Below are 25243 nucleotides of genomic sequence, written 5' to 3' on the forward strand. Positions count from 1 at the left end.
TCAAAAGTGTAAAACAGCAGAAAATTGGAATAATTTTTGATTCAAGTATTGAACATGAAATATTAATGAGACATTTACAAGCCGCAGATGCTTGTGTCGCAACTTTAGGGATCGATGTTGATTCTTATGTTTTAACAAAAGAACCGCTAGGAATAGTTATTGAGTCTGAATCAAGAGGTATAAGCGAAGGTTTAATTGAAAATCCCGATACTTTAATTGAAGCAGGAGAAAGGCTTATAGAGAAAGGGATAACTGCAATAGCGATAGTAGCCAAATTTCCTGATAATACTGATTTGATTGAGACAAATTCATATAGGGAGGGAAAGGGGGTTGATCCTATTGCTGGAGTGGAGGCTGTAATAAGTCACTTGATAAGTAAGTATCTCAAAGTCCCCTGTGCACATGCACCTGCATTAAGTCCAATTGAATTGAACGAAAATTTAGATCCTCGTGCTGCTTCAGAAGAAATAGGATATACATTTTTGCCATCAGTACTTATTGGATTAAGTAATGCACCAGATCTTATAGAATTGACTGATAACAATGAAAATATAACCTTACACCCAATTGATATCGAATCTATTGTTGTTCCAGGTGGGGCATTAGGAGGAGAAGGAGTATTAGCTTGTATTGAGAGAGGTTTAAATGTAATCTCTGTAAAAAATAAAAATATATTAAATCTTGGTAATCATAATTTAAATTATCCCAAACTCATTGAAGTGGATAGTTACTTCGAGGCGGCGGGCTTAATTCTTGCTCTTAGACAGGGAATTAATCTAAAATCAATTAAAAGACCGTTGAATAAAGTCCAAGAACTAAATTTTAAGAAATAGCTTTTTTAATTAGAGATTGCAATTGGTACTCTCCAGTCACTACCAAGTGATTGACTACTTAGTTTTAGTATTGGAGGAGCTTGCTTTCTTTTGAATTCTGCTTTTTTAATAAGTGTAATTATTTTTGAAATTTGTTCTTTGGTATGCCCATCTTGTTCAAGAAGTTGTAAATCTTTTTTTTCTTCAATAATTCCCTTAAGAATTTTATCCAATAAAGAGTATGGAGGTAGTGAATCAGTATCAAGTTGATCAGGACCAAGTTCAGCGCTTGGAGGCTTATTGCAGATTTGATCGCCTATTATTTTAACTTTGGTATCTAATTTATATGCTTTTCTATGTTCTATTGAATCTTTACTATCAAGCCATCTACACAATTTAAAAACGTTAGTTTTATATAAATCACCTATTACAGATAATCCCCCATTCATGTCACCATATAAAGTGCAATATCCAACAGCTAGTTCTGATTTATTACCTGTTGAAAGTAACAAATGCTTTTCTTGATTAGCTAAAGCCATTAAGAGAGTACCCCTTATCCTTGATTGAATATTTTGATTTGTTATTCCTTCTGTTTTGAAGTTAAAGCTTTCTATAAAAGATTTTTCAAAAGAGGACATAATATTCTCAATTGAAATTGTATTTAAGTTTATGTTTAGTCTTGCGACTAAATCTTTTGCATCGATTTTAGAATGCTCTGAGCTCCACTTTGAAGGCATTGAGACGCAAAAAATTTTTTCACTTCCTAATGCAGCAGTTGCAATTACTGAAACTAATGCTGAATCAATTCCTCCGCTTAGGCCAATTAAAGCTGATCTAAATCCGCATTTTTTAGCATAGTCTTTTACTCCTAAAACTAAAGCATCAAAAACTGAAGAAATTTCAGAAGAGATTTTTTCGTCTACTAAATTTAAATTTTCGTTAATATCCCAACTAGACGTATCCTCTGAGAACGATTTTAATTGTTTAATTTTTGATCCGTTTTTATTCATAATGAAACTATTTCCATCAAAAATTAAATCATCATTTGCCCCTATCTGGTTAACATATATTAAGGGGACTTGAAGATATTTAGCAGCAAAACTTGAAATTTTAGTTCTTAAATTGAATTTTTTGAACGTATAAGGAGAGGCAGATAAATTTAATAAAAGATCAATTTTTTTGCTTTTTAAATCTATAATCGGATTCTTTTTATGAATACCTCTTCCTTCTATATTTTCATTAACCCATAAATCTTCGCATATAGTTATTCCAAGCTTATAAGTTTTGTTTTTTATTGTTTTGGAGATTACAGATACTCTTTGCTCAGATCGAAAGTATCGTTTTTCATCAAATACTTCATAAGTTGGGAGAATAATTTTACGTGCAATTGTTTTCCATTTACCACCCTCAATAAGAACAATAGAATTATAAAGATTTGGGAAAAAAGAATCATCAATCTTTTCAGCAATCCCTACCGCAACACTTAAATTCCCATATTTTTTATGAATTGATATGGATAATTGATCTAAAATAGAATATTGTCTTTCAATTAAATTTTTTTTTAGAAGTAAATCTTTAGCAGGATAACCCCATAATGATAATTCTGGGGTTAGAACCATATCAGCAGAATTTGAATATGCTTTACCAGTTTCATTAAGTATTTTTTTTGCATTCCCCTCTAGATCTCCCACAATTGGATTCAATTGTGCAATGAAAAAATTCATTCAACTACCTAATAGATTTATATAAGTTATTCTTCTTCACTATATCGATTAATGATTCAGGTAAATCAGAATAATTATTATTTAATCTAACCATTGAACTAGAAATATTGGGAATGTTTAATGAAGAAATTTCAAAGATAACTTTATTAGTTTTTAACATTTTAAGAGTCTTAGATTCAATTGGATATCCTTCCCTTTTGATGATGAGTAATTTAACTGCATGAATAATCTTATCAGAATTTTTCCATGAGAAAATTTCCGTAATTAAATCACTACCTATTACAAAATCTACTTTACTAAAGGGATAAATTTTTTTACATTCTTCAATAGATTCGATAGCCCATTGGCTACTTATTTTTTGATTAAAAATTATTTTAGGATTATTTATATCTTTTATAAGTGATTTTAATAAAAGGTTTCGAAAGAAAATATTTTCTTTATGCTTTTTTTTTGGATTATCACTTGCATAAGCAATAACAAAAGAATAAATGTTTGATAATTCTTCAAGTATTTTTTTGTGACCAATGGTTGGTGGATCTGCACTAGTCCCAAATAAGGCAATTCGATTTTTAGTATCAAATTTCAAGGTAGAAAAATAGAAAAATTATTATCTAACTTTTTACTAGATAAATAAACCTTTGTATAATCAAAAATCTCAGGTTCTTTTATTGCGATTTTTTTGATTATGTGAGATGGATCTAAAAGATATCCTTTACTTTTTCTAAATATTTCTTTAGCGGCTAATTTACCAACTATTTTTGTTGAACGAACCGATATAGCTGCTTGTACAATAGCAATAGGTCCGTAGGGTAATAATGATAAACCATTTGTAAAAGGAGCAGTGGCCAAGAAAATTTTACGCAATAAATTAAAAGATGTATTTATACCAACTTGAGTGGCTCCAAGGAAGATATTATTTATAGAAATCTTTTTGATGATTTTTCGTACTGATTCACCTTTAAGATTTAATCCATAAACTTTGCTCAACTCACTAACTAATGCAGTATCTAATGCAAAACCTCCTGCAATATCAAGCAAAATCAATGGATTCAATGCTACACCTGATGCTTTTATTGTTGCAAATTTACCTATAATCGATTGAGCTTCGCGCTGTCTTTTTTTTAATCTTTGTTCTTTTATTTTTAAGAATAATTTATCAGCTAATTGAAGAGAGTTTAAAGTCAATAGACTTTCTCCATAATTATTAATAAACTCACTTAACTGGTTTCTAATATTATTTTTCGAATTTATTATTATCGGGATTTTTATATATTGTGGAAGTTTTAATCTTATATTTTTTAAAATTTCTTTTAAATCATGCCCTTTCCACATATCAATTTTATTAAAAACAAGAATAATTTTTTTTCCATTCTTAATAAATGAATTGATTTGAGATACCTCATTTCTGTTTATATCTCCAGCTATTGTAAATAAAATTAGTTCTGAACTATTGATTTGCGAGAATATATTTTCTGGATCTTTGATGTCACAAAAATCAAAGCCTGGAGCATCAATTAATTCGATAGTTCTTAGACTTTGATGTTTGAAATTCCACTCTTCCCTTTCAATATTTTTTGTGGTCCCATTTATAATGCCTGTCTTAAATACGTTTTTTTCTAATATTAAATTCAAAATAGAGGATTTACCAACTCCTGCTTTGCCATATATTCCAATTCTTAATTGCTTTTCGTTAAGTCTGAAAAGTTGTTGATTTAAAGAAATAATTTCATTGTTTAAATTACATTTTTCATAGTTTGTAAGATCAATACTTTCCCACCATTTTTTCAAAAGTAAATAACTTTTATCAATATTAATTTGCTTCATTTTTATTCTTTCCACCAACCTGCCAATACCGAAAGCACAGCTTCTGATCCGATTATTCCCACGAATCCTCCAAATTCATCTACTACTACTTTCACTCCTTTATGATCCTTGTCAAATCTTGTTAACAACTTGTCTACTTTTATCATTTCTGGGATGTAGTCGACAGGATCACATAATTCAGATATTAATTTTTTATTTTCTCCTTCGATAAGACTAGTTAGTAAGTTCTCACGTTTTGCTATCCCTTGTATTTTGTCAACTTTATCTCCCAAAACAACCCACCATGGAGAATTATTTGAAATTATAAGTTTTGAAATTTCATCAAGATTTGAGGACCCATCAAGACTAGGTGCTGACACTCTTGGGATCATTAAATCTTTCGCTTTTAAGTCATTTAATTGAAAAACCTTAAGTATCATTTCTGCTTCATCAGCCTCTATAAATCCCTTCTGCGAGCCTATTTTCGCCATTTGTCTAATCTCTGCTTCATCAGTCGATATTTCGTTCTCCGCAGTTATAACAGGAAATAATTGTTCTATTAATAATAAAAATGGCCTCATTAAAGTATTTAACATCCTCAAAATAGGAACAGAAAACATGGCTATTTGCAGGGAAAATCTTGTACCTAATGCTTTTGGAAGTACTTCGCCAAGTAATACAACTAATACATAAAAAGCGATTGAAAATAATGTTAAACCCAAACTACTTTTAATTATTAAGGCCCCATAGACTCCTAAAAGGAGACTACCAATTATGTTAAACCCATTATTAGTTATGGTAATTACAGTTAAAGTTCTTCCAAGATGTTTTCTAAGTTTAAGTAGTTGATTTGCAGAACTCTTGGGTTTTTGTTTTGATGCTAATTCTAAAATCCTTATTGAATTGACTGCTAAAAAAGCTGCTTCTACTCCTGAACAACATGCTGAACCTACTAAAATTATAATTATAAGTAAAATTAGAATGTAGACATTTGGTTCCATTAAAAAGATTAGTTTTTAAATATCTTGTAATTCATTCTTCCATTTTTTTATAAAATTCGCCAATCCAAAATTTTATGTTTAAACCTGACTGTAGAGTATTTGAAGAAAGAAGAGAAATTTTCTTCAAAAAATTAAATGGCAAAGCTGCTATTATTCCAAGTTCTAGCTTGGTTAGGCATCATGCAGATTGTGAATATCCTTTTAGACAAGACAGTAATTTTTGGTATCTGACTGGCTTTGATGAGCCTGATTCTATTGCTCTTTTCTTATCTCATAAGCCAAAAGGGGAAAGATTTATTTTGTTTGTTGCTCCAAAGGATATTTTAAGTGAGGTATGGCATGGCTTTAGGTGGGGAATAGAAGGTGCCGAAAGAGAATTTAAGGCTGATAAAGCTCATTCAATTAATGAGTTTAGGGATCTGCTGCCAGTTTATATTGGTGAATCAGAAGAGATTGTTTATTCAATTGGTAAACATACCAAAATTGAAAAAATTGTTTTGGAAATATTTTCTCAACAACAAGAAGCTAGGTCAAGGGTAGGAATAGGAGCAAATTCTATAAAATCGCCTGAAATATATCTCAATGAAATGCGCTTAATTAAAAGTGATTTTGAAATAAATAGGATGAGAGAGGCTACTCAAATTTCAGCTGAAGCCCATGAATTAGTAAGGGAATCTATTTCATCAAAGAAGAATGAAAGACAAATTCAAGGATTAATAGAAGGATTCTTTTTAGAAAAAGGTGCAAGAGGCCCTGCTTATAACTCTATCGTTGCTTCAGGTGATAATGCATGCATTTTGCATTACACATTAAATAACTCTGAATTGAATAAAGGGGATTTATTATTAGTAGATGCAGGTTGTTCATTAATTGATTATTACAATGGTGATATTACAAGAACTTTTCCTATCGGAGGTAAATTTTCTAAAGAGCAGAAACTTATTTATGAAATTGTTTTAGAAGCACAAAAAAATGCAATCAAAAATTCTGTTAAAGGATCTAATTCTACTAATGTCCATAATGTTGCTTTGAGAATTCTGGTAGAGGGATTAAAAGAAATTGGACTATTAAGAGGAGATACTGATGGAATAATTGAAAACGGATCTTATAAACATTTGTATATGCATAGAACTGGACATTGGCTTGGTTTAGATGTTCACGATGTTGGAGCATATAGGATGGGAGAATATGATGTTCCCTTACAGAATGGGATGATACTTACTGTCGAACCAGGTATTTACATAAGTGACAGAATTCCCGTTCCAGAAGGGCAACCTAGTATTGAAGAAAAATGGAAAGGTATAGGAATAAGAATAGAAGATGATGTCCTTGTTAATGAAAAAGAGCCAGAAATTCTTAGCTTCGCCGCACTTAAAGAAATTTCTGATTTAGAATATTGAATATTTGACTTTTACAGTTAATAGATTTAGTTTTTTAAGATAAATAAAAATTTTTACATGGATAAAACTAGTTCTTATGATTCTAAATTATCTCAAGCAAGAGGCTTGGCTAGTCAACTTGGAATGTTTGCAGAAGAAAATGATATTCCTAAAGATCTTTGGGATTCTTTAGAGGCAAAAATTTATGATTTTTATGAAGTATCTAGAGAAAGATAAGATAAACTTTTAGTGATAATCAATAAATAAAAGCAAGAATTTTTGATCAAAATGATCAATTAGTGACCATTAACTGATAAATTATAAAAATAAATCTAATACTATTGAATGACTTCATCAGATAAGGGTAATGAGAATGCTAAGGAGCAGCAAGAACAAAAAAATGTTTCTCAAAAATCAAAAATAACCTCACCAAATGCAGGGATGATGGGAGCAAACGCCGTTTTAGCGGCTGCTAAAATTGATGAAGATGGAGTTCCCACAGGCTATACCCCAAAACCAGATGAGGGTAGATTTATTATTAAAATCTTATGGTTACCTGATAATGTCGCATTGGCAGTAGATCAAATTGTTGGAGGAGGTCCAAGTCCATTAACTGCTTACTATTTTTGGCCAAGAGATGACGCATGGGAAAAATTAAAGAGCGAACTAGAGAATAAAAGTTGGATTACAGATAATGAAAGAGTTGAAATATTAAATAAAGCTACTGAAGTAATTAATTACTGGCAAGAAGAAGGTAAAACGAAAAAATTGGAAGAAGCAAAGCTTAAATTTCCTGAAGTCGCTTTCTGTGGAACTGCTTAAGATTTAGTTTTTTGAGGCTTGAATTCTTGCCTCAGCTTTTGATATTTCATTAAGGGCTTTAATCTTTTCTGAACTTTTCTCATTTTCGGGAAATTTACTAATTGCGGATTTTGCTTTTTTAAGAGCATCTTCAGCATTTTGGATGTTAATTTCGGAACCAATTTCAGCGCTGTTAACAAGAACTATAACTTCATCTGACTCTATTTCAGCAAAGCCACCCATTAAAGCTATAGATTTCCATTTGGAATTCATTCTTAATCTTAAGACACCAATATCGATAGCCGTAACTAAAGATATATGTCCAGGGAGTACCCCAATTTGACCAGTGGTGCTTGGAAGAATTACCTCTTCAGCATCACCTTCGTAAACATTCTGATTTGGAGCTAAAACCTTGAGTGAAATTGCCATTAATTTAAATTTTTAGAGAGATTAAAATTATTTATGAAAATTGATAATTTATTTTTCTTCTTTTATTTTTTCTGCCTTTGCTTTTACTTCATCGATATTACCTACCAAGTAAAAAGCCTGTTCGGGCAAATCATCCAGTTCACCAGCTAATATCATATTAAAACCAGCAATTGTATCTTCTAGTTTGACATATTTACCAGACATTCCTGTGAAGATTTCTGCTACGAAGAAAGGCTGAGATAAGAATTTTTCAATTTTTCTTGCTCTGCTTACTGTCAATCTATCTTCTTCAGATAATTCATCTAATCCAAGAATCGCGATAATATCCTGGAGCTCTTTGTACCTTTGTAAGGTTGATTGAACCGCACGTGCTGTCTTGTAATGTTCATCACCAACTACTGATGGTTGAAGCATCGTGCTGGTTGAATCTAAAGGGTCAACTGCTGGATAAATACCCTTTGCAGCAAGACCTCTAGCAAGAACGGTTGTAGCATCTAAGTGTGCGAATGTTGTAGCGGGAGCAGGATCAGTTAAATCATCCGCTGGAACATATACTGCTTGAATTGATGTAATGGAACCCTCTAAAGTTGATGTAATTCTTTCTTGTAATGCTCCAACATCAGTTCCTAGAGTTGGTTGATACCCAACTGCAGAAGGCATTCGTCCTAACAAAGCAGAGACTTCAGAACCAGCTTGTACAAATCTAAATATATTATCTACAAAAAGAAGCACATCTTGCTTGTTTACATCTCTAAAATGTTCGGCCATAGTTAATGCCGATAAGCCAACTCTCATTCTTGCACCAGGGGGCTCATTCATTTGGCCGAAGCACAACGCAACTTTAGATTGAGATAAATCATCTGCATTGATGACACCTGACTCCTTAAATTCTTCGTACAAATCATTCCCTTCTCTTGTTCTTTCACCAACTCCTCCAAAAACTGATACGCCACCATGCTCCTTAGCAATATTATTAATTAACTCTTGTATTAGTACTGTTTTACCTACCCCAGCTCCTCCAAATAAACCAACTTTTCCACCTTGCCTATAAGGGGCTAATAAGTCGATGACTTTAATTCCAGTTTCGAAAACTTTAGGCTTAGTCTCTAAATCAGTTAATTTAGGGGCTGATCTATGAATTGGCGCGGTATCTGAAGTATTTACTGGACCTTGTTCATCTACTGGCTCTCCTAATACGTTAAATATTCTCCCTAAAGTCGCCTCTCCTACAGGAACTGATATTGGAGCACCTGTGTCAGTCGCCTCCATGCCTCTTACAAGGCCATCTGTGCCACTCATGGCAACAGCCCTTACTCTGTGATCCCCAAGTAATTGTTGAACCTCTGCGGTCAGCGCTATGTCTTGCCCTGCTGGATTCTTGGCTTCAATTCTTAAAGCATTCAAAATTTTTGGTAATTTACCAGCTGGGAATTCTACATCTAGAACTGGACCAATTACTTGACGTACTACACCTTTTGCTGGTGCTGAAGTTGATGGAGTTGCTACCATTTTTTATTGACTTGGTGAGGATTAGCTGATTTTTATAACAGCTCATAATGCGAAATATTACCATCCCGAGGGTATATTCGTTAACTGGGTTCGGCCAACCGCACAGTTAAAGAGTGGTTTAATTGCTGCTTAACAGATTATGTTATTTACCATACGGTTTGAGTATTACTCTTACCAGACTTTTTGACGCATAGCGTCGCATTTATGATCCACCATTAATCTATGGCAGCTGTTTCACTTACAGTCTCTACAGTCAAACCACTGGGAGATAGAATATTTATCAAAGTTTCCGAATCTGAGGAAAAAACTGCTGGTGGCATCCTTTTGCCCGACTCAGCTAAAGAAAAACCACAAGTAGGAGAAGTTGCTCAGGTTGGTCCTGGGAAGCTTAACGAAGATGGTTCTCGACAAACTCCTGAAGTGAGTATTGGCGATAAAGTCTTATACAGCAAATATGCTGGAACTGACATCAAATTGGGAGGAGATGAGTACGTCTTACTTTCAGAAAAAGATATTTTGGCTGTAGTCGGCTAATTTATTTGTTTCAAAAATTATTAAAACTTATTATTAAATTACTTGCCTAACATGGCTAAAAGAATTATTTACAACGAGCAAGCTCGTAGAGCGCTTGAAAGAGGCATTGATATCCTTGCTGAGTCTGTAGCTGTAACGCTTGGACCTAAAGGAAGAAATGTTGTCTTAGAGAAAAAATTTGGGGCCCCTCAAATTATTAATGACGGGGTAACAATCGCAAAAGAAATTGAATTAGAGGACCATATTGAAAATACTGGTGTTGCTCTAATCAGACAAGCTGCTTCAAAGACAAACGATGCTGCAGGTGATGGTACCACCACCGCGACTGTTTTAGCTCATGCAATGGTAAAAGCTGGTTTAAGAAATGTAGCAGCTGGTGCTAACGCAATTACGCTTAAAAAAGGTATTGATAAAGCCACAGAATTCCTGGTTGGCAAAATTGAAGAGAATTCAAAGCCTATTAGTGATAGCACTGCAATAGCTCAATGTGGAACTATAGCGGCAGGTAATGATGAGGAAGTTGGCGAAATGATTGCAAACGCAATGGATAAAGTTGGTAAAGAGGGTGTTATTTCTCTCGAAGAGGGAAAATCAATGACCACTGAGTTGGAAGTTACTGAAGGAATGAGATTTGATAAAGGTTACATTTCTCCATATTTCGCGACAGATACTGAGCGCATGGAGGCAGTTTTAGATGAGCCTTACATTTTACTCACTGATAAAAAAATTGCTTTAGTACAAGATTTAGTACCAGTTCTAGAGCAAATAGCTAAAACAGGAAAGCCACTAGTAATCATCGCAGAAGATATTGAAAAAGAAGCTTTAGCAACTTTAGTAGTGAATAGATTAAGAGGTGTACTTAATGTTGCTGCAGTTAAGGCTCCAGGATTTGGGGATAGAAGAAAAGCTATGCTTGAAGATATGGCTGTTTTAACTAATGGTCAGCTAATCACTGAAGATGCAGGCTTGAAATTAGAAAATGCAACTTTAGAGATGTTAGGCACTGGTAGAAGAATCACTATTAACAAAGAGACAACAACCATTGTCGCTGAGGGTAATGAAAAGGCTGTTACTGCAAGATGTGATCAGATTAAAAAGCAAATGGATGAAACAGACTCTTCCTACGATAAAGAAAAACTTCAGGAACGTTTAGCTAAGCTGGCTGGAGGTGTTGCAGTTATCAAAGTTGGAGCAGCTACTGAAACTGAAATGAAGGATAAAAAACTTCGTTTAGAAGATGCTATTAATGCAACAAAAGCTGCTGTTGAAGAGGGAATAGTTCCAGGAGGTGGTACAACTCTCGCTCACTTGGCTCCGATTCTTAAGGAATGGGCTGACAAAGCTTTATCTGGAGAGGAATTAATAGGCGCTAACATTGTTGAGGCTTCATTAACATCTCCGCTCATGAGAATTGCCGAAAATGCCGGTTCAAATGGAGCAGTAATTGCTGAAAATGTTAAATCAAAACCATTCAATGATGGATTTAATGCGGCTACTGGAGAGTATGTAGATATGTCTGCAGCTGGAATAGTTGATCCTGCAAAAGTTACTCGTTCAGGATTACAGAATGCAGCATCTATAGCAGGAATGGTCCTTACCACCGAATGCATAGTCGCTGATTTGCCAGAGAAAAAAGATGCAGCACCTGCTGCAGCTCCAGGAATGGGAGGAGACTTCGACTACTAAACAACTAAAGTTTTTAGTTTTAAAGGGATTGTTAAAACAATCCCTTTTTTTATATTTATTTTTAAAGATAGTTAAATTGGATAATTCTATATCCAACCTGCACTAAGAATGATTGCTAGAGATAAAAATATAATTAAAATAGTCCAAGTTATTTTGTTTAGTGATGCTTCAGCACTGCTGGCACTAGTAAACATTGAGCTTCCACTAGCTGCTATTCCTCCCATACCATCTCCTTTGGGACTATGTAGTAGAACTAAAAGTATTAATAGTATTCCAGAACTAACCCATATCCAAGTAAATATTTGACTCATATTTTGTATTTGTTATATATCTAATTTAAACATGTTGAACGACTTTATTAAATCCTTTTAATTCGATTTCTTTAATAAGTGATTTTCCTGTCATCTCTTTTGGAATAGGAAGATTTAATAATTGCAATAATGTTGGAGCAATATCTGCTAATCCAGCATTTTCTCTCAAATAAATCTCATTCCCCATATTTGGAATTTTTCTTTTCTCACCTTCAATAAAAATTAAGGGGACTTTATTAATAGTGTGAGCTGTCCAGGGTTCTCCATCAGGACCTTTCATTACTTCAGCGTTGCCATGATCTGCAGTAATAAGAATACTGCCTCCCATTTCTCCTGTAGCATTTACTATCTTACCTATACATCTATCTACGGTTTCGATGGCCTTTATAGCTGCGGCCATATTACCTGTATGTCCAACCATATCAGGATTAGCAAAATTTATAACTACAAAAGAATACTGTCCAGTTTTTATAGCATTTGAGCAACTAATAGTTAATTCTTCGGCAGACATTTCCGGGGCCATGTCATAAGTTGCAACTCTTGGCGAAGGAATTAAATGTCTCTGCTCTCCTGGAGAGGGTACTTCTACTCCTCCATTAAAAAAATAAGTAACATGTGGATATTTTTCGGTCTCTGCTGTTCTGTATTGCTTAAGTCCATTTTCTGAAACTATTTGGCCAATAAAGTTGTTGAGAGACTCAGGAGGGAATGCTATTTTAACTGGTAAATTTGCTTCATATTGAGTGAAAGTTAATATATCTACATTAGGGATACTTTTTCTTTTAAAGTTATCAAAATCTTTTTCCGAAAGGGCTTTTATTATTTGTCTGGCCCTATCTGGACGGAAGTTAAAACAAATTAAACCATCTTCATCTTTTAAAAAGTTTTTAGATATTCTTATAGGCTCTAAGAATTCATCTGTAATATTAGCTTTATAACTTTTATTTAAATAATCTTCCGGGGAAATGTCAGTTTTTTTGCCATTTGGATCAGTTAAATTTACAAAAGCTTTTTCTGTTCTTTCCCATATTAAATTTCTATCCATTATCCAATATCTTCCGCATATAGATGCTATTTCTCCTACTTTGAATTTTTTTATGCAATCTTCTATTTGTCTTATGTATTTATGAGCACTTTTTGCAGGAGTATCTCTACCATCGGTAATAACGTGAATAGCTACTTTTTCTATATGTTCTTCAGAAGCCCATTTTATTAATCCTAATAAGTGATCAATGTGGCTATGAACCCCTCCATCTGAACATAGACCAGTTATGTGTAAGGTACCTTTTTTTTTCTTAATTGAATTAGCCATTTCCTTTAACTCATGTACTTGAGTTAATTGGTTATTTTTCACAATATTTGTAATTCTTACAAGTTCTTGTTGAATGATTCTCCCTGATCCAATTGTGAGATGCCCTACTTCAGAATTACCCATTTGACCATTAGGTAAACCTACATCAGCTCCGCTCGCATTAATAAGAGTATGAGGATAGGCATGCCATAAAGAATCCATTACAGGAGTATTGGCATTTTTTATGGCATTATCTAAATTTTCTTCACGATGTCCCCATCCGTCCAGAATTGCGAGAACAACTGGACTCTCAGGAACTTTTATTTTATTTATATTCTTGCTGCTAAACTTTGACATCTCTTAATTAAAATGCATGGTTTTAAAGAAGTAATCTTTAATTTAGCTGTAAAAGCTGTTCCATACAATTTATATGTAATTTAGTTAGCTTTTGCTAATTTATTAAGGATATTGAATAAAGTTAATTTTTAGATGAATCATGTCCAAATCAGATAAAAAAATCATAATACTTACTGAAGATGAGCTAAGAAAAACTTTCTCTAGACTAACTTTCGAAATTATAGAAAAGATCTCAAATTTAGAAAATCTCTTATTGGTTGGTATCCCTACGAGAGGAGTTCATCTCGCTGAAGTTTTGAGAAAAGAAATGTTGGATAAAACAGGAGTTAATGTAAAGAAAGGAATAATTGACCCAACTTTTTATAGAGATGATCAAAATAGAGTTGGAACTCGTTTAATAGAGGCAACTGATTTTCCTACATCTATAGAAAAAAAGGATATTGTTTTAATTGATGATGTTATTTATACAGGAAGAACAATTCGAGCTGCAATTGAGGCTCTTCTTTTATGGGGAAGACCAAAAAGTATTATGTTATTGGTAATGATTGATAGAGGTCATAGAGAACTACCAATTCAGCCTGATTTTTGCGGAAGAAAAGTTCCGACTAGCAAAAAGGAAATTGTTCATTTATGTCTAAAAGAAGTTGATGGGGAAGATGGTATCTTCTTGGATAAAATTTAAAAGATATTTCCTAAATTAAATAAACCTAATTCTTTTTCATAAATATCTAGACATCTCAGATAAAGAGATGAATCTTTTTTTATACTGAAATAAAGTTTTAAGACATCTTCTCCAATTTTACACTCATTTTTCACGTTTATTTGAAGAGGTTTTTTATTCCATTTAAATACCTCTTCTTCATTTTGAGATTCTGATAACTTTGGTAATCCATTCTCAAAAATTACATCAAAACTTCTCTTCGTTTTAGTTTCTCCAATAATTATCTCGAAAATGTTCTGACCATCTTTACTGGCTTGAAGAATTAATTCAAATGGTTTTTCTGTAGGCCATGTTTGGCCTTTATAAAAAATTGGATGCCAGAAATGTTTTTGTTCTCTTTTATTAAATAATCTAATTGATAAGCCTTTAATTAAGATATCTTTAATCTTTACTCCAGGAGTCATAGCAAGAGCTCCTATTGCTATTGATTCAATCGGTGGCGGAGAATTGATTTGTATTCCTGAAATCTTATTAGTGATCCAATCTTTTATTAATGGAATTTGTGTTCCTCCTCCAACCAAAATCACAGAGTTTAAATCATCTAAATTAAAAAATTTTCCTCTAGCCTCATTTAATAAATCCTTAAGTAGGGAATTTAAGTGACTTAAAAGATTATTCTGCATCAAAATCTTTTCAAAAATTTCTTTACTCATAAAAAAATCTTTTTCTTCATTCTCTTCTGTAAATAAAGATATAAGGTATTTTCTCTCAGATTCAATTTCTGGGCCACTAAGCTTACATTTTAATTTTTCTGCTATGGAAAAATTTCTCTCATCTTGATTTGATGGTAAAAAGTAATTAACAATCCACTGATCTATATCTTTACCTCCGACTTTTGAACCAGATTTGCTTATTATTTCAGCACATCTTAATTTTTGCTTTGATATTGCACTTACATCCTTTCCTTGGAACTTCAATAGTTCTGCAATAGGTGCAGATTTACCTTCCCCGCCTTGTGTTTTGATTACGCTCATATCAATAGTACTACCGCCAATATCGATAATCATAATAATTGAACCTAATGGAACATTCATTCCAATCCCAGCTGCAGTAGGTTCATCAACGAGTGCTACCTCATTAATAGGCAAACTTTCACATAGACTAATTAACCACTTTCTATAACCCTTATAAGTGTCAATTGGGGCTGTCAAAACCAGCCTTTTAATGTTAAATTCTATTGGAATATTTTCCCAAAGAATTTTGAAAAATTTTTCACCTGATTCGATTGGACTTAAAACTTTCTCTTTTTGCCTTTCAATAGGATTACCAATTAATCTTTTAAAATTTGAATGAAAATATTTTTCTGAATAAGATAAATTTTTCTTTTTCAATGCAGATAATCCTATCCTTCCAACATTATCTCCACCTTCGAACCAAACTACTGATGGGATGACTCCAGGAGAACACGTAATACCAGGTATTTCTATTAAAGTAAAATCGCTATCTTTCTCATCTTGAAAAGCTAATACGGTATTAGTATTTCCCAAATCAAGAGCAAGGGTTCCAGAAAAATTATTTTCCATAGCAGATTTCTTATTATTTTTTTAAGTTCGTTTGAAAATTTATAATTTTAATGATGTTAATATTAATGTAAACTATATTGTATATTTAAAAATATTTTTTTATGAACGTATCCAATAATTCCAATATTGATCACAATGATCTTGCAAAAAGAGGTGAAAGTTTAATAAGGAAATCTACTAATAGATACTTAACAACTGTAAGAATTGCTTTTAGAGCTAAACAAAGAAGGTTTGACGATTTTGATGGATTATTAGAAGAATCAGCTATTAAACCAGTTCAAAGATCAATTATTGAATTAAGTGATGAACAAGATCAACCAGATTTACTTCCAGGTTAGCTTTGTCATTTGAAGAAAATAATTGGAGATTAAGTAAAGATACTAATAAAGGTAAATTTTGTTTTTTGATTGGTGTAAACAATTGGGCTATTGAGTTACAGAAACATGAATTCGAATTGCTATATAAATTACTTATAAAACTGAATAATCAATTGATGCAAATAACAGATGAATTAATGGACGAAGAGTTTATTAATTTAGAAATAGAACAATTACCTTGGTACGCAGAATTGGAGGGTAAAAAAAATGGATGGAACTTAAGATTAATATTTGAAAGCTCAGAACAAACTCGATCATTCGAAATGTATTGGCCTATACCAATAGCTGAAAATTTATTTTATGAAATAAAAAAAATGTGGGAATCAATGGATTGAAAAATTAATTAAATTGGAAATTTTTTGAAAAAATTCCCCGATTTAAAAATCTTTTTTAACATCTTTTCCACAGCTAATTTCTAAAAAATATTTGTAGATCTACCTTGTGTGGAAAACTCATAAAGATAAGTAATTTTTATATTACTTATAAGATTTATATGGTTCAGATAAATTTCTGTAGAAACTTAGTCTTCTCAAAGGGTCTCATCTCTAATACTACTGAGACATGGATAAATAATAAAAAGTTGACTATTTAGTTTTTTTAGAGAAAACTGATCCCATGCCCTAATGATCTTTTCCCCTTATTTGAATTATGCAAGAATTAAATTGTGACGTTAATCAAAAAAATATCAATAATAAAGAAGAAATAATTAGTTTTAAATGTGACCTTCAAGAAAATCTTCAACAAGCTATGAATAAATTTGTTGAGGATCATCCTAATTGGGATCAATATAGAATTTTACAAGCAGCAATCGCTGGATTTTTGATGCAAAAAGGATTTCAAAATAGGGATCTAACAAGGCTATATATAGGCAAAATGTTTTCCATGGACTTTGATAATTAATCAAGAATTAACTTTATTTAATTCTCTCTAAGATCAATTTAGCTATTTCTATTTTTATTGGAATTATAGATAACCTATTACCTTTCTTAACCAATAACAGTTCCTCCTCATTAAATAAATTTTTTAATTCAGTTAAACTTAAAAATTTATTTGCTTTAAATAGATATTTGACTTTCACACAATCCCATCTTGGTTTCTCTTGACTTGATTTAGGGTCAAAATATTTTGATTCTTTTTGGAATTGAGTTGGGTCAACAATATTTAGATCGATAACCTCCATAAATCCAACGATTCCAGGAGGTTTGCAATTTGAATGGTAAAAAAATACTTTATCTCCAAGAGACATTCTTCTCATAAAATTGCGCGCCTGATAATTTCGGATGCCATCCCATAAAGTAACTCCATCCTTTTTTAAAGTATCAATACTGTAAGCGTCTGGTTCACTTTTCATTAGCCAAAACTTTTCTTCAGTCATATCAAGGAATTTGGGCGATTTTTAAGGCTTGGAGGACGTGTTATCCAAACTTTTTTGGGTATAAATTAATTATCCATCAAAGAACCTATTTAGGAAAGTTATGGGTGGTATGGGGTCAATTATCCTTGCATATGCGTATATATTCGACCTCATAAATTTCTGTATAAACCCCGCCATTGATACTGAAAAAATAGGTTTATCGTATGAAATTTGTTTGATTTAGAACAGTTTTAAGAACAGTTTTTAGAACAAATTATAGGGTTTTGAAATAGTTCGTAATGATACAAATGTTTTAATAGGTTGACATAAGAGTTTTGTATATTACTAATACACTTCGTATAAGGTTATTTAGGTCAGTTACTAAATCCTCGTGGAAAAGACTTTAGTGAATTTCTTTTACTGGCTGCTGATGAGATCAGCCGAATCCCATTACGGTGAATCGTTGATGCCAGTAAAATTTCCTATTTAGGAAAGTAAGAGATGTTTGATTAGTCTTTTTTTATCAGGTTAGTGATTTCATTTCTCGTTCTATCGGATTAAACCCAACTCTCTTAATTTGATCATTTTCCCAAACCCAATAAACAGGTGGAGTTTTTCTTGCCTTTATTAAACTTATTTGGTCTAATTTTTGTGGGATAAATTCTTTAGCTGGATCAAAAAATTTATCTCTTGTGGGTTGATTTAAGACAATACTACCTTCTTTTCCTGAGATTGATCTGTGATAAGTTCCAATAGGAATTTCTAATGCCCCCATAGATCTATTTAAATAAATCACATGATGGGGTTCATCCCATGCAGGATTTATTAGAACAAATGTTCTTTCCCCAGTAATAACTAAGTTGTGATCAATTTGATGATTGTGAACGTAATATTGTTCATCTTTAAAATCATCTGGAGGAGATATAGCCTCTTCAGAGTGAATTACCACATCGCAACCATTAGATGCCTCCAAGCCTGCATCAAAGAATGTCACTTTTGGAGTCTCTCTAAAAATTGTTGTTGGGAAGAATCTTAATTTCATTGTTCAACCTCTCATTAATAAATTTATAAATATTTTTAGGATTTATAAGCTATAAAATAACGATTAATGTATAGTCAGTTGCAACAAACTAAACAATCTTCTTTAGTTTGATAATCCATACATTCTTTCTTTAAAGTTTCTTCTAAAACTTTTACTTTGTTGACATAGTCAAGATCTCTAAACTCTTTTTTTGGAATGGTGAATTGAGTTTGTAGTTTCATTTAGACCTCCTAGATCTATACCTATATTGTCCTACTATTGCCTTGTAATTTATAGGGCGGTTTGAGGAACTATTAGGTACGGGAAGAGGCATGTATTTTGAACCGGCAAATTCAATGACAGACCTATATTCAATATACGATGGTCATGAGCTGACCCTTTGATAAAATTGAAGCCAATCATTAATTATTAGAGTATTAAAATTGTTTGTGATCCGTCTTTATTATCTGTTACGGATACCTTTTTATCAGGAAATGATTCAGACAATAATCTTTTCAAATTGAAATTTTTATCAGATAATATAGCTTTTTCTTTTTCTGCCTTAGATTTTTCTAGAGCTATTCTTTCTTCTTCTGCCTTAGATTTTTCAAGAGCTATTCTTTCATCTGCCTTAGATTTTTCAAAGGCTAATCTTTCTTTTTCTGCTTTAGATTTTTCTAGAGCTAATCTTTCTTCTTCTGTAAAAATATCTATTGAAAACTCTTTCCTATTAACAGTTTGTTTTTCAATTAAATCCTCCTTTTGATATTTAAGTATTAAATCTACTAATGCGTTCTTAGTTTTTCGACTATATAAATTTACTGATAAATTTTTGGCTTCAAGACGTAATTCTCTAATGGTTAATTTGAATAATTGATCTTTTTTGCTTTCTGCATAATCTATTTGATTTAAAATCATTTTTTAAAAAACTCCTTATGAAAATGGAATGAAGGTTATAGAAAATGCAATGAACTTATTTCTTATTCAGCTACAAATTCTCAATCAGTTTTTGGTATCCTCTAATTTAGATTTAATCCCTTTTATTAAGGTTTGTCCTTCATTTCTTTAGTTATTTACAACAGTAAAACACTGCTTTTTTTAGGTTGAATTGGATGCCAAATCAAGCGCGCTGATAGAAGTAGGGAGAAATTATTTTGTTTGGAGTAAAGCCAATAAAAAGAGATTGAATCCCGCCTTTAGAAAACAATCTCTTTCACTTAGTTATGTGTAGGAATAAATTAACAACGCACCTAAATCTTTGATCCTTGCTGCTAATTTAGTTGGCTGCTTAAACCAATCTAATGAACTTCTCTGGTGGACTATCGATCATTTCTAATCCCTCCGTTTGATTAATTGGAAATTAGTACGAATAATTTTTTTTGTATATCCGTAATTATGCTGATTTATTTAAAATTTAGTATCAAAATTAAAGTCATATTTTTAGTCCCGAAGTTATTTAGAGTTATTACTTGATATTTTTTTAGGTATTCATACGCTTGATTTTTATATATCAAACGTACTAAATAACATTCAAATCAAAGGAGGTTATTCAAATGACTAACTTAGGATTAGAGCTACTAATATTGACTGTCTTACTTATTTATTTTGGAGTTTTCATGACTCAAAGTATTTATAGAAAATATGAAAAAGACTATTTACGCAAAACTATTTTTTGCAGCAAATCACAAAGTGACCCCTATTGCATTATTGAATAATAGGGTTTAAAAATTTTCAAAAAACAAAGGAGGTTAATCATGTCTTGCGGAAATACTTATAAACATAAGATTCAAAATACAATACATTTTTTTCTAGATACATTCTCAGGTCGGAATTTAAACTCGAGAGCTTTGACTGATGATCAAATGGAATGTATGCAATTTGGCATATGTTATTTTATTCCAAAAAAATTAGAAGAAATTCCTTATTTTCATTACTAATTAGGAGGGAAAAATGAAGATTAAAAAACCCCTTACTTTACCCCAAAAGTACTTTAATGAATTTCAAAACTACTTTCATAATGCTGATGAGAAATTAGTTTCATATAGTTACATCCCTGAATATCTTAAGAAAACTACTTCAAAAAAACCAAAAACTCTTTTTAAAAATCATTTAAAGAAAGAGTTTAAAATTTAATTTAAATCACTAGTTTGAAATTCATAAGCAGTTTCAATATCATCAAGATCTTGTTTTGTTAATTTATAGTCTGATCCATCAATTCTGAGTTATATAAGATGAGCTTATAGGGGGTATGAGAGTAAGTAATTATACTCACGCTATCTATTTCTTGGTATTAGATTGATTTCAAGATTGCATCATAAAGCATCTTAAATAAATAACAAACGGTCAAATGAAAGAAACAAAAACAGTTGAGAAGGAAAAGGTTGTAGCTGAGAAGCTCAATGGTAGATTCGCAATGATGGGCTTTATTGCTCTTGTTGGTGCTTATCTAACAACAGGTCAAATCATTCCAGGTTTTGTATAAAATGGATTTCATATCTAAAAGTCAGGGATATGTTCCTCTAAAAGCAGTTCCTTACATCTTCTTTTGTGCAGTAATTCTAAGTATCACTACAACAACAAATACATTCTTTTAAATTTTTAATTTAACATCATCATGACAGTCAGCTAGTAGGGATACAGGCTGGCTTTTTTAATGAAATTATTTTTTTAATCTTATCTATAAATTTATATTAGAAAGTTCGAATGAGGTTCGAATAGAATTTTTGGTAAAAAATAAAACCGTTGCTATGACTAGCAAAATGCATCTCATGCACTTTTCATTAGCCTGTAGTTAATATCAGTCATATCAAGAGATTAAGAGAATATTGCAAATCGTGAATGAATCGTGAATGAAATATAAGATTTGCCTTTATAAAATGATTATCCATTAAAGCTTCTATTTAGGAAAGTGATGGGTGGTATGGGGGGTTAAAACAGTTTTGATCAATTAAAGTTGTTTAAAAAAAATTTATTGCCAACTTAAATCTCTCTTAAACAGTGGAAATTAAAATTCAGCAATATGCATTACTTTAACGCTTTAAGGTTTGGATATATAAAAAACAAAATATAATAATGAAATTAGAAAATTTTCCTCCACGCAATCGTGATGCTCAAAAAAAAGAGATTGAAAATTTAAAAAATATCCAGAAAGAAAGATTCAAAAGTAAAGATAAATCTTATTTGGATGATTCGGAATTTATTGAAAATTACAATAACGCACTTAAATCACCCCAATCAAGAAGATTGTATAAAAACCTAGAAAATAATGATCAGCTAAATACGGTTAAAGTACAAGATATTTTGTCTTTAGATAAAACTTCTTTTTAGGGATTACTTGCTAAACAATTATGAGTCAAATTGTTTTAAACAAATTTATTTTTTAATTAATTTTTCCTTAATCTTGGCATCTTAGTTTTTAAAAGTCTGCTTTATTTTCACGCCTTAAATGTTGAAGACAAACCATTTAAAGCAATAAATGATTTTAAAAATTCACTTTTATAAATCAGATTTCATTTATGCATCCAAGTAAAGTAATCAAAGATCCAAAAATCAATGACACTTATTACGATCCAGATCTAGATAAGCTTTATCAATATGTCAAACTTGGCGACTATCCGCCTGAATGGGTCGAAACAAGTATTGGGGAAAATGATGAAAACTATTTTGTTTAGATGGCTAATATATCTTAAAAAAACGATTTAATTGACTTTAATCGTCATCATCTTCATCAATATTGGCAGTTATTAAACTATTTTCTGAAAAAACTTCAGAACCATCATTTATTACTTCTTCGTCAGTTTCTTTAACTGCCTTCTCAATTTCTTTTTGAAACTCTCCAGAAGCTTGTTGCAAGCTTTTCAATGTTTTTCCAATTGAACGTCCTAGTTCTGGTAGCTTTTTAGGTCCAAATATTAAAAGAGCTAAAACAAAAATTACAGCAATTTCTGGAATTCCAACACCAAATATATTCATGTTTTCTGCCTAATTGTTTTGTTTTTATACATTATCCAATTGCTCTTCCATTATTTCTTGTGATGGCAATAACTGTAGACCTTGGAACGCTATTACCTCCATCAGGGAAATGACAACTATCTGGATTTTTTTCTCCAGGATGTTGTACACCTACAAACATTGTCTTCTTATCAGAACTCCAAGTTATGCCAGTAATTTCACATTCCTTGGGACCAACAAGAAATCTACTAATTTCTCCTGTCCTTGGATTTGCACAAAGCATTTGATTATTTCCCATTCCTGCAAATTTTCCAGAATTACTATATTTACCATCTGTCTGAATCCACAAATTGCCTTTAGAGTCAAAGGCGATCCCATCAGGCGAATTAAACATATTATCTTTGTTTATATTTTCTGAACCTTTGTATAATCCTTCTGCTGTTTCAGGATTTCCAGCCATTACAAAAAGATCCCATTTGAAATCTCCTGATGCATGATCTGAATTGCTAGGTGTCCATCTAACTATCTGTCCGTAAGGATTATTTTCTCTTGGATTTACTGCGTTAATTGGTTGATTATCTTTAACTCCTCTATTTTTGTTATTGGTTAAGGCACAGTATGCTTCTACTTTTTTGGGATTAACAGCGACCCACTCAGGTCTATCCATAGTTGTAGCTCCAACTTTAGTAGCTGCGAGTCGTGTGAAAATTGCGATTTCAGGCTCACTCATTCCAGATTCTTTTAAATTTATCCATTTACCTGTTCCATCATCATTAAAAACAGCAACAAATAAATCTCCCTCAGTTAATAAATCGTAGTTAGAAGAAGCACCTTTTTTATATTTTCCTTTGGATACGAACTTATATAGATGCTCACCTCGTTCATCATCTCCCATATAAGCAACAACTTGTCCATTTTTAGAAATAGATACTTCACAATTCTCATGCTTAAACCTACCCATTGCAGTATGTTTCCTTGGCATTGATTGTGGCTTTGAAGGGTCAATTTCAGTTATGTATCCGTGCCTATTAACTTCGTTTGGATTCTTAACTAAATCAAATCTATCTTGATTCATAACCCAGTTATACCCTTTGTCTTTTGTCTTTAGACCATATCTTGCTTGTTCTGGGGGAATAGAGGCGGATGGATTGGAAGGTGAAGAAAAGTAACCATGAAAATTTTCCTCGCAAGCTAGATAAGTTCCCCATGGAGTTCTGCCGTTCCCACAATTATTGAAAGTACCTTTTGCAACTTTTCCGGTTAGATCCTCATCAGTTTTCATTAAATAGAACCCAGCCGCTGGTCCATCTAAAGCTATTTTGGTATCACCTGTAATTTTTCTGTTGTAAAGTGAATCTTTTTTTATTTTCCATTTTCCTAATTTCTTTTCTATTTCAAAAATAGAAACTCCATGCGAAGCAATTCCTTTGCGTACGTCATCAGATGTTTCTGGTAATCCGCTAGCTCTATTTCCATAAATTATTTTCCTATTGCAATATTCATTATTGACTGCAAGAATTGATTTCCCCTCAATATCAAAGAGGCTCATGCCATCATTATTATCCCCAAAAGACCCTTCCTGAGATTCTCCTGTTCCTCGTGTTATTTGATCAAAATCATCAAATCCGCTCCATAATGGATCACCCCATGATGCAACTTTATGCCAACTAAATCCTTTTGGAAGAGTAATTGTATCTTTACCATTAGCTGGCACAGGATTAAAACTTATACCATTAAAACCACTTAAGAAACTTGTTGCTTTCGCAGGACCAATTGTCGCAGCTATAAATGCTCCAGAGCCTAAAGCAAATGAACCTTGCAAAAATTTTCTTCTTGAAACAACATCATTAAAATCAGCCACAACATAAAAGTGATAACTAATTTAAAAATTGTTCTCTAGGGTTAAATTGAATTTAAGTAATGTATAAATTTTGATATGCATTAGTAAATAAAGATACGTAGCTAAAATTTTTTTAATAATTTATTGACATTCAAATTTTTTTAATTATTTAATCAAAAGATGTTTAACTTCTACTTAATAAAATTCCCCTATAAGTTAATTATGTATAAAAACTTTTGACTATGAAAAAACTTCTTTTAATAGTATTTTCTTTATCTTTTCTGTACTCATGCAGTAATGATAAAGATTTTTTTGTTACCAAAGAAAATGCATTAATTAGTTGCGGTGGTAAATCTCGTATTATCGAAAATGAAAATGAAGAGATAATTAATACAGAAGTTAAGGATTTAATAGATGGAATAGGTAAGTATGTAGAATTTAAAGTTGTAGAGACTGATAAGAAAGGCGGAAAATATAGAATTATTAATTGTTTTCCAAGTGAAGAACCACAAGATTCAATAATAAAAACTATAAAAACAAATTATAAATTGAATAATTAAAAGATTTTTTGGAGTGAGGGAATTGCATTTTAAGAAAATAAAGGGAATATAAAGAAAATGATAATTTCAATGGAATCAATTAAAACCCCAAAAAGAATTATTAAGAAACAGCTTAAAAATGTTAATAAAGCAATTATTGAAATTGCAGAAATGAAATTTGTAAATATTGAAGAAAAAGAAGAAAAATTAGACGCGCTTGTTTTTTTGAAGAATCAAATATTAAGGAAGGCAGAGAAGTTAGAAATAAAATAAATCAAAA

At 31.8% G+C, this 25243-nt stretch carries 32 protein-coding genes; 17 read left to right on the forward strand and 15 right to left on the reverse strand.

Going from position 1 to position 25243, the window contains the following annotated elements:
- On the forward strand, positions 1 to 833 hold an 833-nt coding region (locus ACTF45_RS06135), incomplete at its 5' end, for a DUF3326 domain-containing protein (protein ID WP_438949558.1).
- A 5-nt stretch (positions 834 to 838) separates the two neighbouring features.
- Here ACTF45_RS06135 and ACTF45_RS06140 read toward each other — a convergent pair.
- From ACTF45_RS06140 to ACTF45_RS06155, 4 genes are read right to left on the reverse strand one after another with little or no spacing between them, the layout of a single operon-like run.
- The gene (locus ACTF45_RS06140) at positions 839 to 2536 is read right to left on the reverse strand and encodes an NAD+ synthase (RefSeq protein WP_438949559.1); all 1698 of its coding nucleotides are present in this window, start codon (positions 2534 to 2536) and stop codon (positions 839 to 841) included.
- Between the two features lie 4 nt (positions 2537 to 2540).
- Positions 2541 to 3122: a nicotinate-nucleotide adenylyltransferase gene (locus tag ACTF45_RS06145; RefSeq protein WP_438949560.1), complete on the reverse strand. Its 582-nt coding sequence runs from the start codon at positions 3120 to 3122 to the stop codon at positions 2541 to 2543.
- Positions 3119 to 4360, reverse strand: coding sequence for a GTP-binding protein (locus tag ACTF45_RS06150; RefSeq protein ID WP_438949561.1), 1242 nt, complete (start codon positions 4358 to 4360; stop codon positions 3119 to 3121). Before ACTF45_RS06150 ends, ACTF45_RS06145 begins: the two co-directional genes overlap by 4 nt.
- Before the next feature lie 2 nt (positions 4361 to 4362).
- Positions 4363 to 5340: a CNNM domain-containing protein gene (locus ACTF45_RS06155; protein WP_438949562.1), complete on the reverse strand. Its 978-nt coding sequence runs from the start codon at positions 5338 to 5340 to the stop codon at positions 4363 to 4365.
- 74 nt (positions 5341 to 5414) lie between these two features.
- On the opposite strand from ACTF45_RS06155, the gene ACTF45_RS06160 reads away from it, so the two are divergent.
- From ACTF45_RS06160 to ACTF45_RS06170, 3 genes are all read left to right on the forward strand, one after another.
- Positions 5415 to 6740, forward strand: coding sequence for an aminopeptidase P N-terminal domain-containing protein (locus ACTF45_RS06160; RefSeq protein WP_438949563.1), 1326 nt, complete (start codon positions 5415 to 5417; stop codon positions 6738 to 6740).
- 57 nt (positions 6741 to 6797) lie between these two features.
- Positions 6798 to 6956 carry a hypothetical protein gene (locus tag ACTF45_RS06165; RefSeq protein ID WP_011133070.1) on the forward strand — a complete coding sequence of 53 codons (159 nt, stop codon included), beginning with the start codon at positions 6798 to 6800 and terminating at the stop codon, positions 6954 to 6956.
- Between the two features lie 108 nt (positions 6957 to 7064).
- Positions 7065 to 7541 (forward strand): 30S ribosomal protein PSRP-3, encoded by a 477-nt coding sequence (locus ACTF45_RS06170; RefSeq protein ID WP_288347485.1) that lies wholly within the window; start codon positions 7065 to 7067, stop codon positions 7539 to 7541.
- A gap of 3 nt (positions 7542 to 7544) precedes the next feature.
- Here ACTF45_RS06170 and atpC read toward each other — a convergent pair whose 3' ends face one another.
- Both atpC and atpD read right to left on the reverse strand, forming a co-directional pair.
- The gene (gene atpC, locus ACTF45_RS06175) at positions 7545 to 7949 is read right to left on the reverse strand and encodes an ATP synthase F1 subunit epsilon (protein ID WP_288347484.1); all 405 of its coding nucleotides are present in this window, start codon (positions 7947 to 7949) and stop codon (positions 7545 to 7547) included.
- Positions 7950 to 7997: 48 nt separating this feature from the next.
- Entirely contained in the window at positions 7998 to 9458 is a 1461-nt protein-coding gene (gene atpD, locus ACTF45_RS06180; protein WP_288347483.1) for a F0F1 ATP synthase subunit beta, read from the reverse strand.
- Positions 9459 to 9680: 222 nt separating this feature from the next.
- Here atpD and groES point away from each other — a divergent pair, with 222 nt between their 5' ends.
- A complete protein-coding gene (gene groES, locus ACTF45_RS06185) occupies positions 9681 to 9992 on the forward strand; it encodes a co-chaperone GroES (protein WP_288347482.1) in 312 nt (103 codons plus the stop codon).
- Between the two features lie 51 nt (positions 9993 to 10043).
- Positions 10044 to 11678 (forward strand): chaperonin GroEL, encoded by a 1635-nt coding sequence (groL, locus tag ACTF45_RS06190; protein WP_288347480.1) that lies wholly within the window; start codon positions 10044 to 10046, stop codon positions 11676 to 11678.
- 86 nt (positions 11679 to 11764) lie between these two features.
- On the opposite strand, the gene secG is transcribed toward groL, so the two are convergent.
- Both secG and gpmI read right to left on the reverse strand, forming a co-directional pair.
- Positions 11765 to 11989 (reverse strand): preprotein translocase subunit SecG, encoded by a 225-nt coding sequence (gene secG / locus ACTF45_RS06195; RefSeq protein ID WP_011133064.1) that lies wholly within the window; start codon positions 11987 to 11989, stop codon positions 11765 to 11767.
- 25 nt (positions 11990 to 12014) lie between these two features.
- A complete protein-coding gene (gpmI, locus tag ACTF45_RS06200; protein ID WP_438949564.1) occupies positions 12015 to 13637 on the reverse strand; it encodes a 2,3-bisphosphoglycerate-independent phosphoglycerate mutase in 1623 nt (540 codons plus the stop codon).
- Positions 13638 to 13776: 139 nt separating this feature from the next.
- Here gpmI and pyrR point away from each other — a divergent pair, with 139 nt between their 5' ends.
- On the forward strand, positions 13777 to 14319 hold the full coding sequence (gene pyrR, locus ACTF45_RS06205) for a bifunctional pyr operon transcriptional regulator/uracil phosphoribosyltransferase PyrR (protein ID WP_288347478.1): 543 nt from the start codon (positions 13777 to 13779) through the stop codon (positions 14317 to 14319).
- Here the strand turns inward: pyrR and ACTF45_RS06210 are convergent.
- Positions 14316 to 15881 (reverse strand): Hsp70 family protein, encoded by a 1566-nt coding sequence (locus ACTF45_RS06210; RefSeq protein ID WP_288347476.1) that lies wholly within the window; start codon positions 15879 to 15881, stop codon positions 14316 to 14318. The two genes, pyrR and ACTF45_RS06210, sit on opposite strands and share 4 nt — an antisense overlap.
- Before the next feature lie 101 nt (positions 15882 to 15982).
- Here ACTF45_RS06210 and ACTF45_RS06215 point away from each other — a divergent pair, with 101 nt between their 5' ends.
- The 3 genes from ACTF45_RS06215 to ACTF45_RS06225 all read left to right on the forward strand — a co-directional run bounded on the left by ACTF45_RS06215 (position 15983) and on the right by ACTF45_RS06225 (position 17158).
- Positions 15983 to 16219, forward strand: a complete 237-nt coding sequence (locus ACTF45_RS06215; protein WP_288347475.1) for a DNA-directed RNA polymerase subunit omega — start codon at positions 15983 to 15985, stop codon at positions 16217 to 16219.
- A 2-nt stretch (positions 16220 to 16221) separates the two neighbouring features.
- Positions 16222 to 16593: a DUF1818 family protein gene (locus tag ACTF45_RS06220; protein ID WP_288347473.1), complete on the forward strand. Its 372-nt coding sequence runs from the start codon at positions 16222 to 16224 to the stop codon at positions 16591 to 16593.
- 313 nt (positions 16594 to 16906) lie between these two features.
- Positions 16907 to 17158, forward strand: coding sequence for a DUF2811 domain-containing protein (locus tag ACTF45_RS06225; RefSeq protein ID WP_288347472.1), 252 nt, complete (start codon positions 16907 to 16909; stop codon positions 17156 to 17158).
- A gap of 13 nt (positions 17159 to 17171) precedes the next feature.
- Here ACTF45_RS06225 and ACTF45_RS06230 read toward each other — a convergent pair whose 3' ends face one another.
- The 4 genes from ACTF45_RS06230 to ACTF45_RS06245 form a co-directional block, all read right to left on the reverse strand.
- The gene (locus ACTF45_RS06230; RefSeq protein WP_438949565.1) at positions 17172 to 17633 is read right to left on the reverse strand and encodes an EVE domain-containing protein; all 462 of its coding nucleotides are present in this window, start codon (positions 17631 to 17633) and stop codon (positions 17172 to 17174) included.
- Between the two features lie 502 nt (positions 17634 to 18135).
- A complete protein-coding gene (locus ACTF45_RS06235) occupies positions 18136 to 18654 on the reverse strand; it encodes a hemagglutinin (RefSeq protein WP_438949566.1) in 519 nt (172 codons plus the stop codon).
- Positions 18655 to 18728: 74 nt separating this feature from the next.
- On the reverse strand, positions 18729 to 18875 hold the full coding sequence (locus ACTF45_RS06240; RefSeq protein WP_438949567.1) for a hypothetical protein: 147 nt from the start codon (positions 18873 to 18875) through the stop codon (positions 18729 to 18731).
- A 187-nt stretch (positions 18876 to 19062) separates the two neighbouring features.
- A complete protein-coding gene (locus ACTF45_RS06245) occupies positions 19063 to 19551 on the reverse strand; it encodes a hypothetical protein (RefSeq protein WP_438949568.1) in 489 nt (162 codons plus the stop codon).
- A gap of 635 nt (positions 19552 to 20186) precedes the next feature.
- Here ACTF45_RS06245 and ACTF45_RS06250 point away from each other — a divergent pair.
- The 5 genes from ACTF45_RS06250 to ACTF45_RS06270 all read left to right on the forward strand — a co-directional run bounded on the left by ACTF45_RS06250 (position 20187) and on the right by ACTF45_RS06270 (position 22304).
- Positions 20187 to 20348 carry a hypothetical protein gene (locus ACTF45_RS06250; RefSeq protein WP_438949569.1) on the forward strand — a complete coding sequence of 54 codons (162 nt, stop codon included), beginning with the start codon at positions 20187 to 20189 and terminating at the stop codon, positions 20346 to 20348.
- Between the two features lie 235 nt (positions 20349 to 20583).
- On the forward strand, positions 20584 to 20766 hold the full coding sequence (locus ACTF45_RS06255) for a hypothetical protein (protein WP_438949570.1): 183 nt from the start codon (positions 20584 to 20586) through the stop codon (positions 20764 to 20766).
- Between the two features lie 214 nt (positions 20767 to 20980).
- Positions 20981 to 21115 (forward strand): high light inducible protein, encoded by a 135-nt coding sequence (locus ACTF45_RS06260; protein WP_438949571.1) that lies wholly within the window; start codon positions 20981 to 20983, stop codon positions 21113 to 21115.
- A gap of 590 nt (positions 21116 to 21705) precedes the next feature.
- Entirely contained in the window at positions 21706 to 21960 is a 255-nt protein-coding gene (locus tag ACTF45_RS06265; protein ID WP_438949572.1) for a poly-A polymerase, read from the forward strand.
- Between the two features lie 188 nt (positions 21961 to 22148).
- Entirely contained in the window at positions 22149 to 22304 is a 156-nt protein-coding gene (locus ACTF45_RS06270) for a hypothetical protein (protein ID WP_438949573.1), read from the forward strand.
- Positions 22305 to 22341: 37 nt separating this feature from the next.
- Here ACTF45_RS06270 and ACTF45_RS06275 read toward each other — a convergent pair whose 3' ends face one another.
- Both ACTF45_RS06275 and ACTF45_RS06280 read right to left on the reverse strand, forming a co-directional pair.
- Positions 22342 to 22605 (reverse strand): TatA/E family twin arginine-targeting protein translocase, encoded by a 264-nt coding sequence (locus tag ACTF45_RS06275; RefSeq protein WP_438949574.1) that lies wholly within the window; start codon positions 22603 to 22605, stop codon positions 22342 to 22344.
- Between the two features lie 31 nt (positions 22606 to 22636).
- On the reverse strand, positions 22637 to 24445 hold the full coding sequence (locus ACTF45_RS06280) for a PhoX family protein (protein WP_438949575.1): 1809 nt from the start codon (positions 24443 to 24445) through the stop codon (positions 22637 to 22639).
- Positions 24446 to 24666: 221 nt separating this feature from the next.
- Between ACTF45_RS06280 and ACTF45_RS06285 the strand changes: the two genes are divergently transcribed.
- On the forward strand, positions 24667 to 24984 hold the full coding sequence (locus tag ACTF45_RS06285) for a hypothetical protein (protein WP_438949576.1): 318 nt from the start codon (positions 24667 to 24669) through the stop codon (positions 24982 to 24984).
- A gap of 69 nt (positions 24985 to 25053) precedes the next feature.
- Positions 25054 to 25236, forward strand: coding sequence for a hypothetical protein (locus ACTF45_RS06290; protein ID WP_438949577.1), 183 nt, complete (start codon positions 25054 to 25056; stop codon positions 25234 to 25236).
- The last annotated feature ends 7 nt before the right edge of the window (positions 25237 to 25243 follow it).

This window comes from Prochlorococcus sp. (assembly GCF_965655815.1).
Lineage (GTDB): Bacteria > Cyanobacteriota > Cyanobacteriia > PCC-6307 > Cyanobiaceae > Prochlorococcus_A > Prochlorococcus_A pastoris.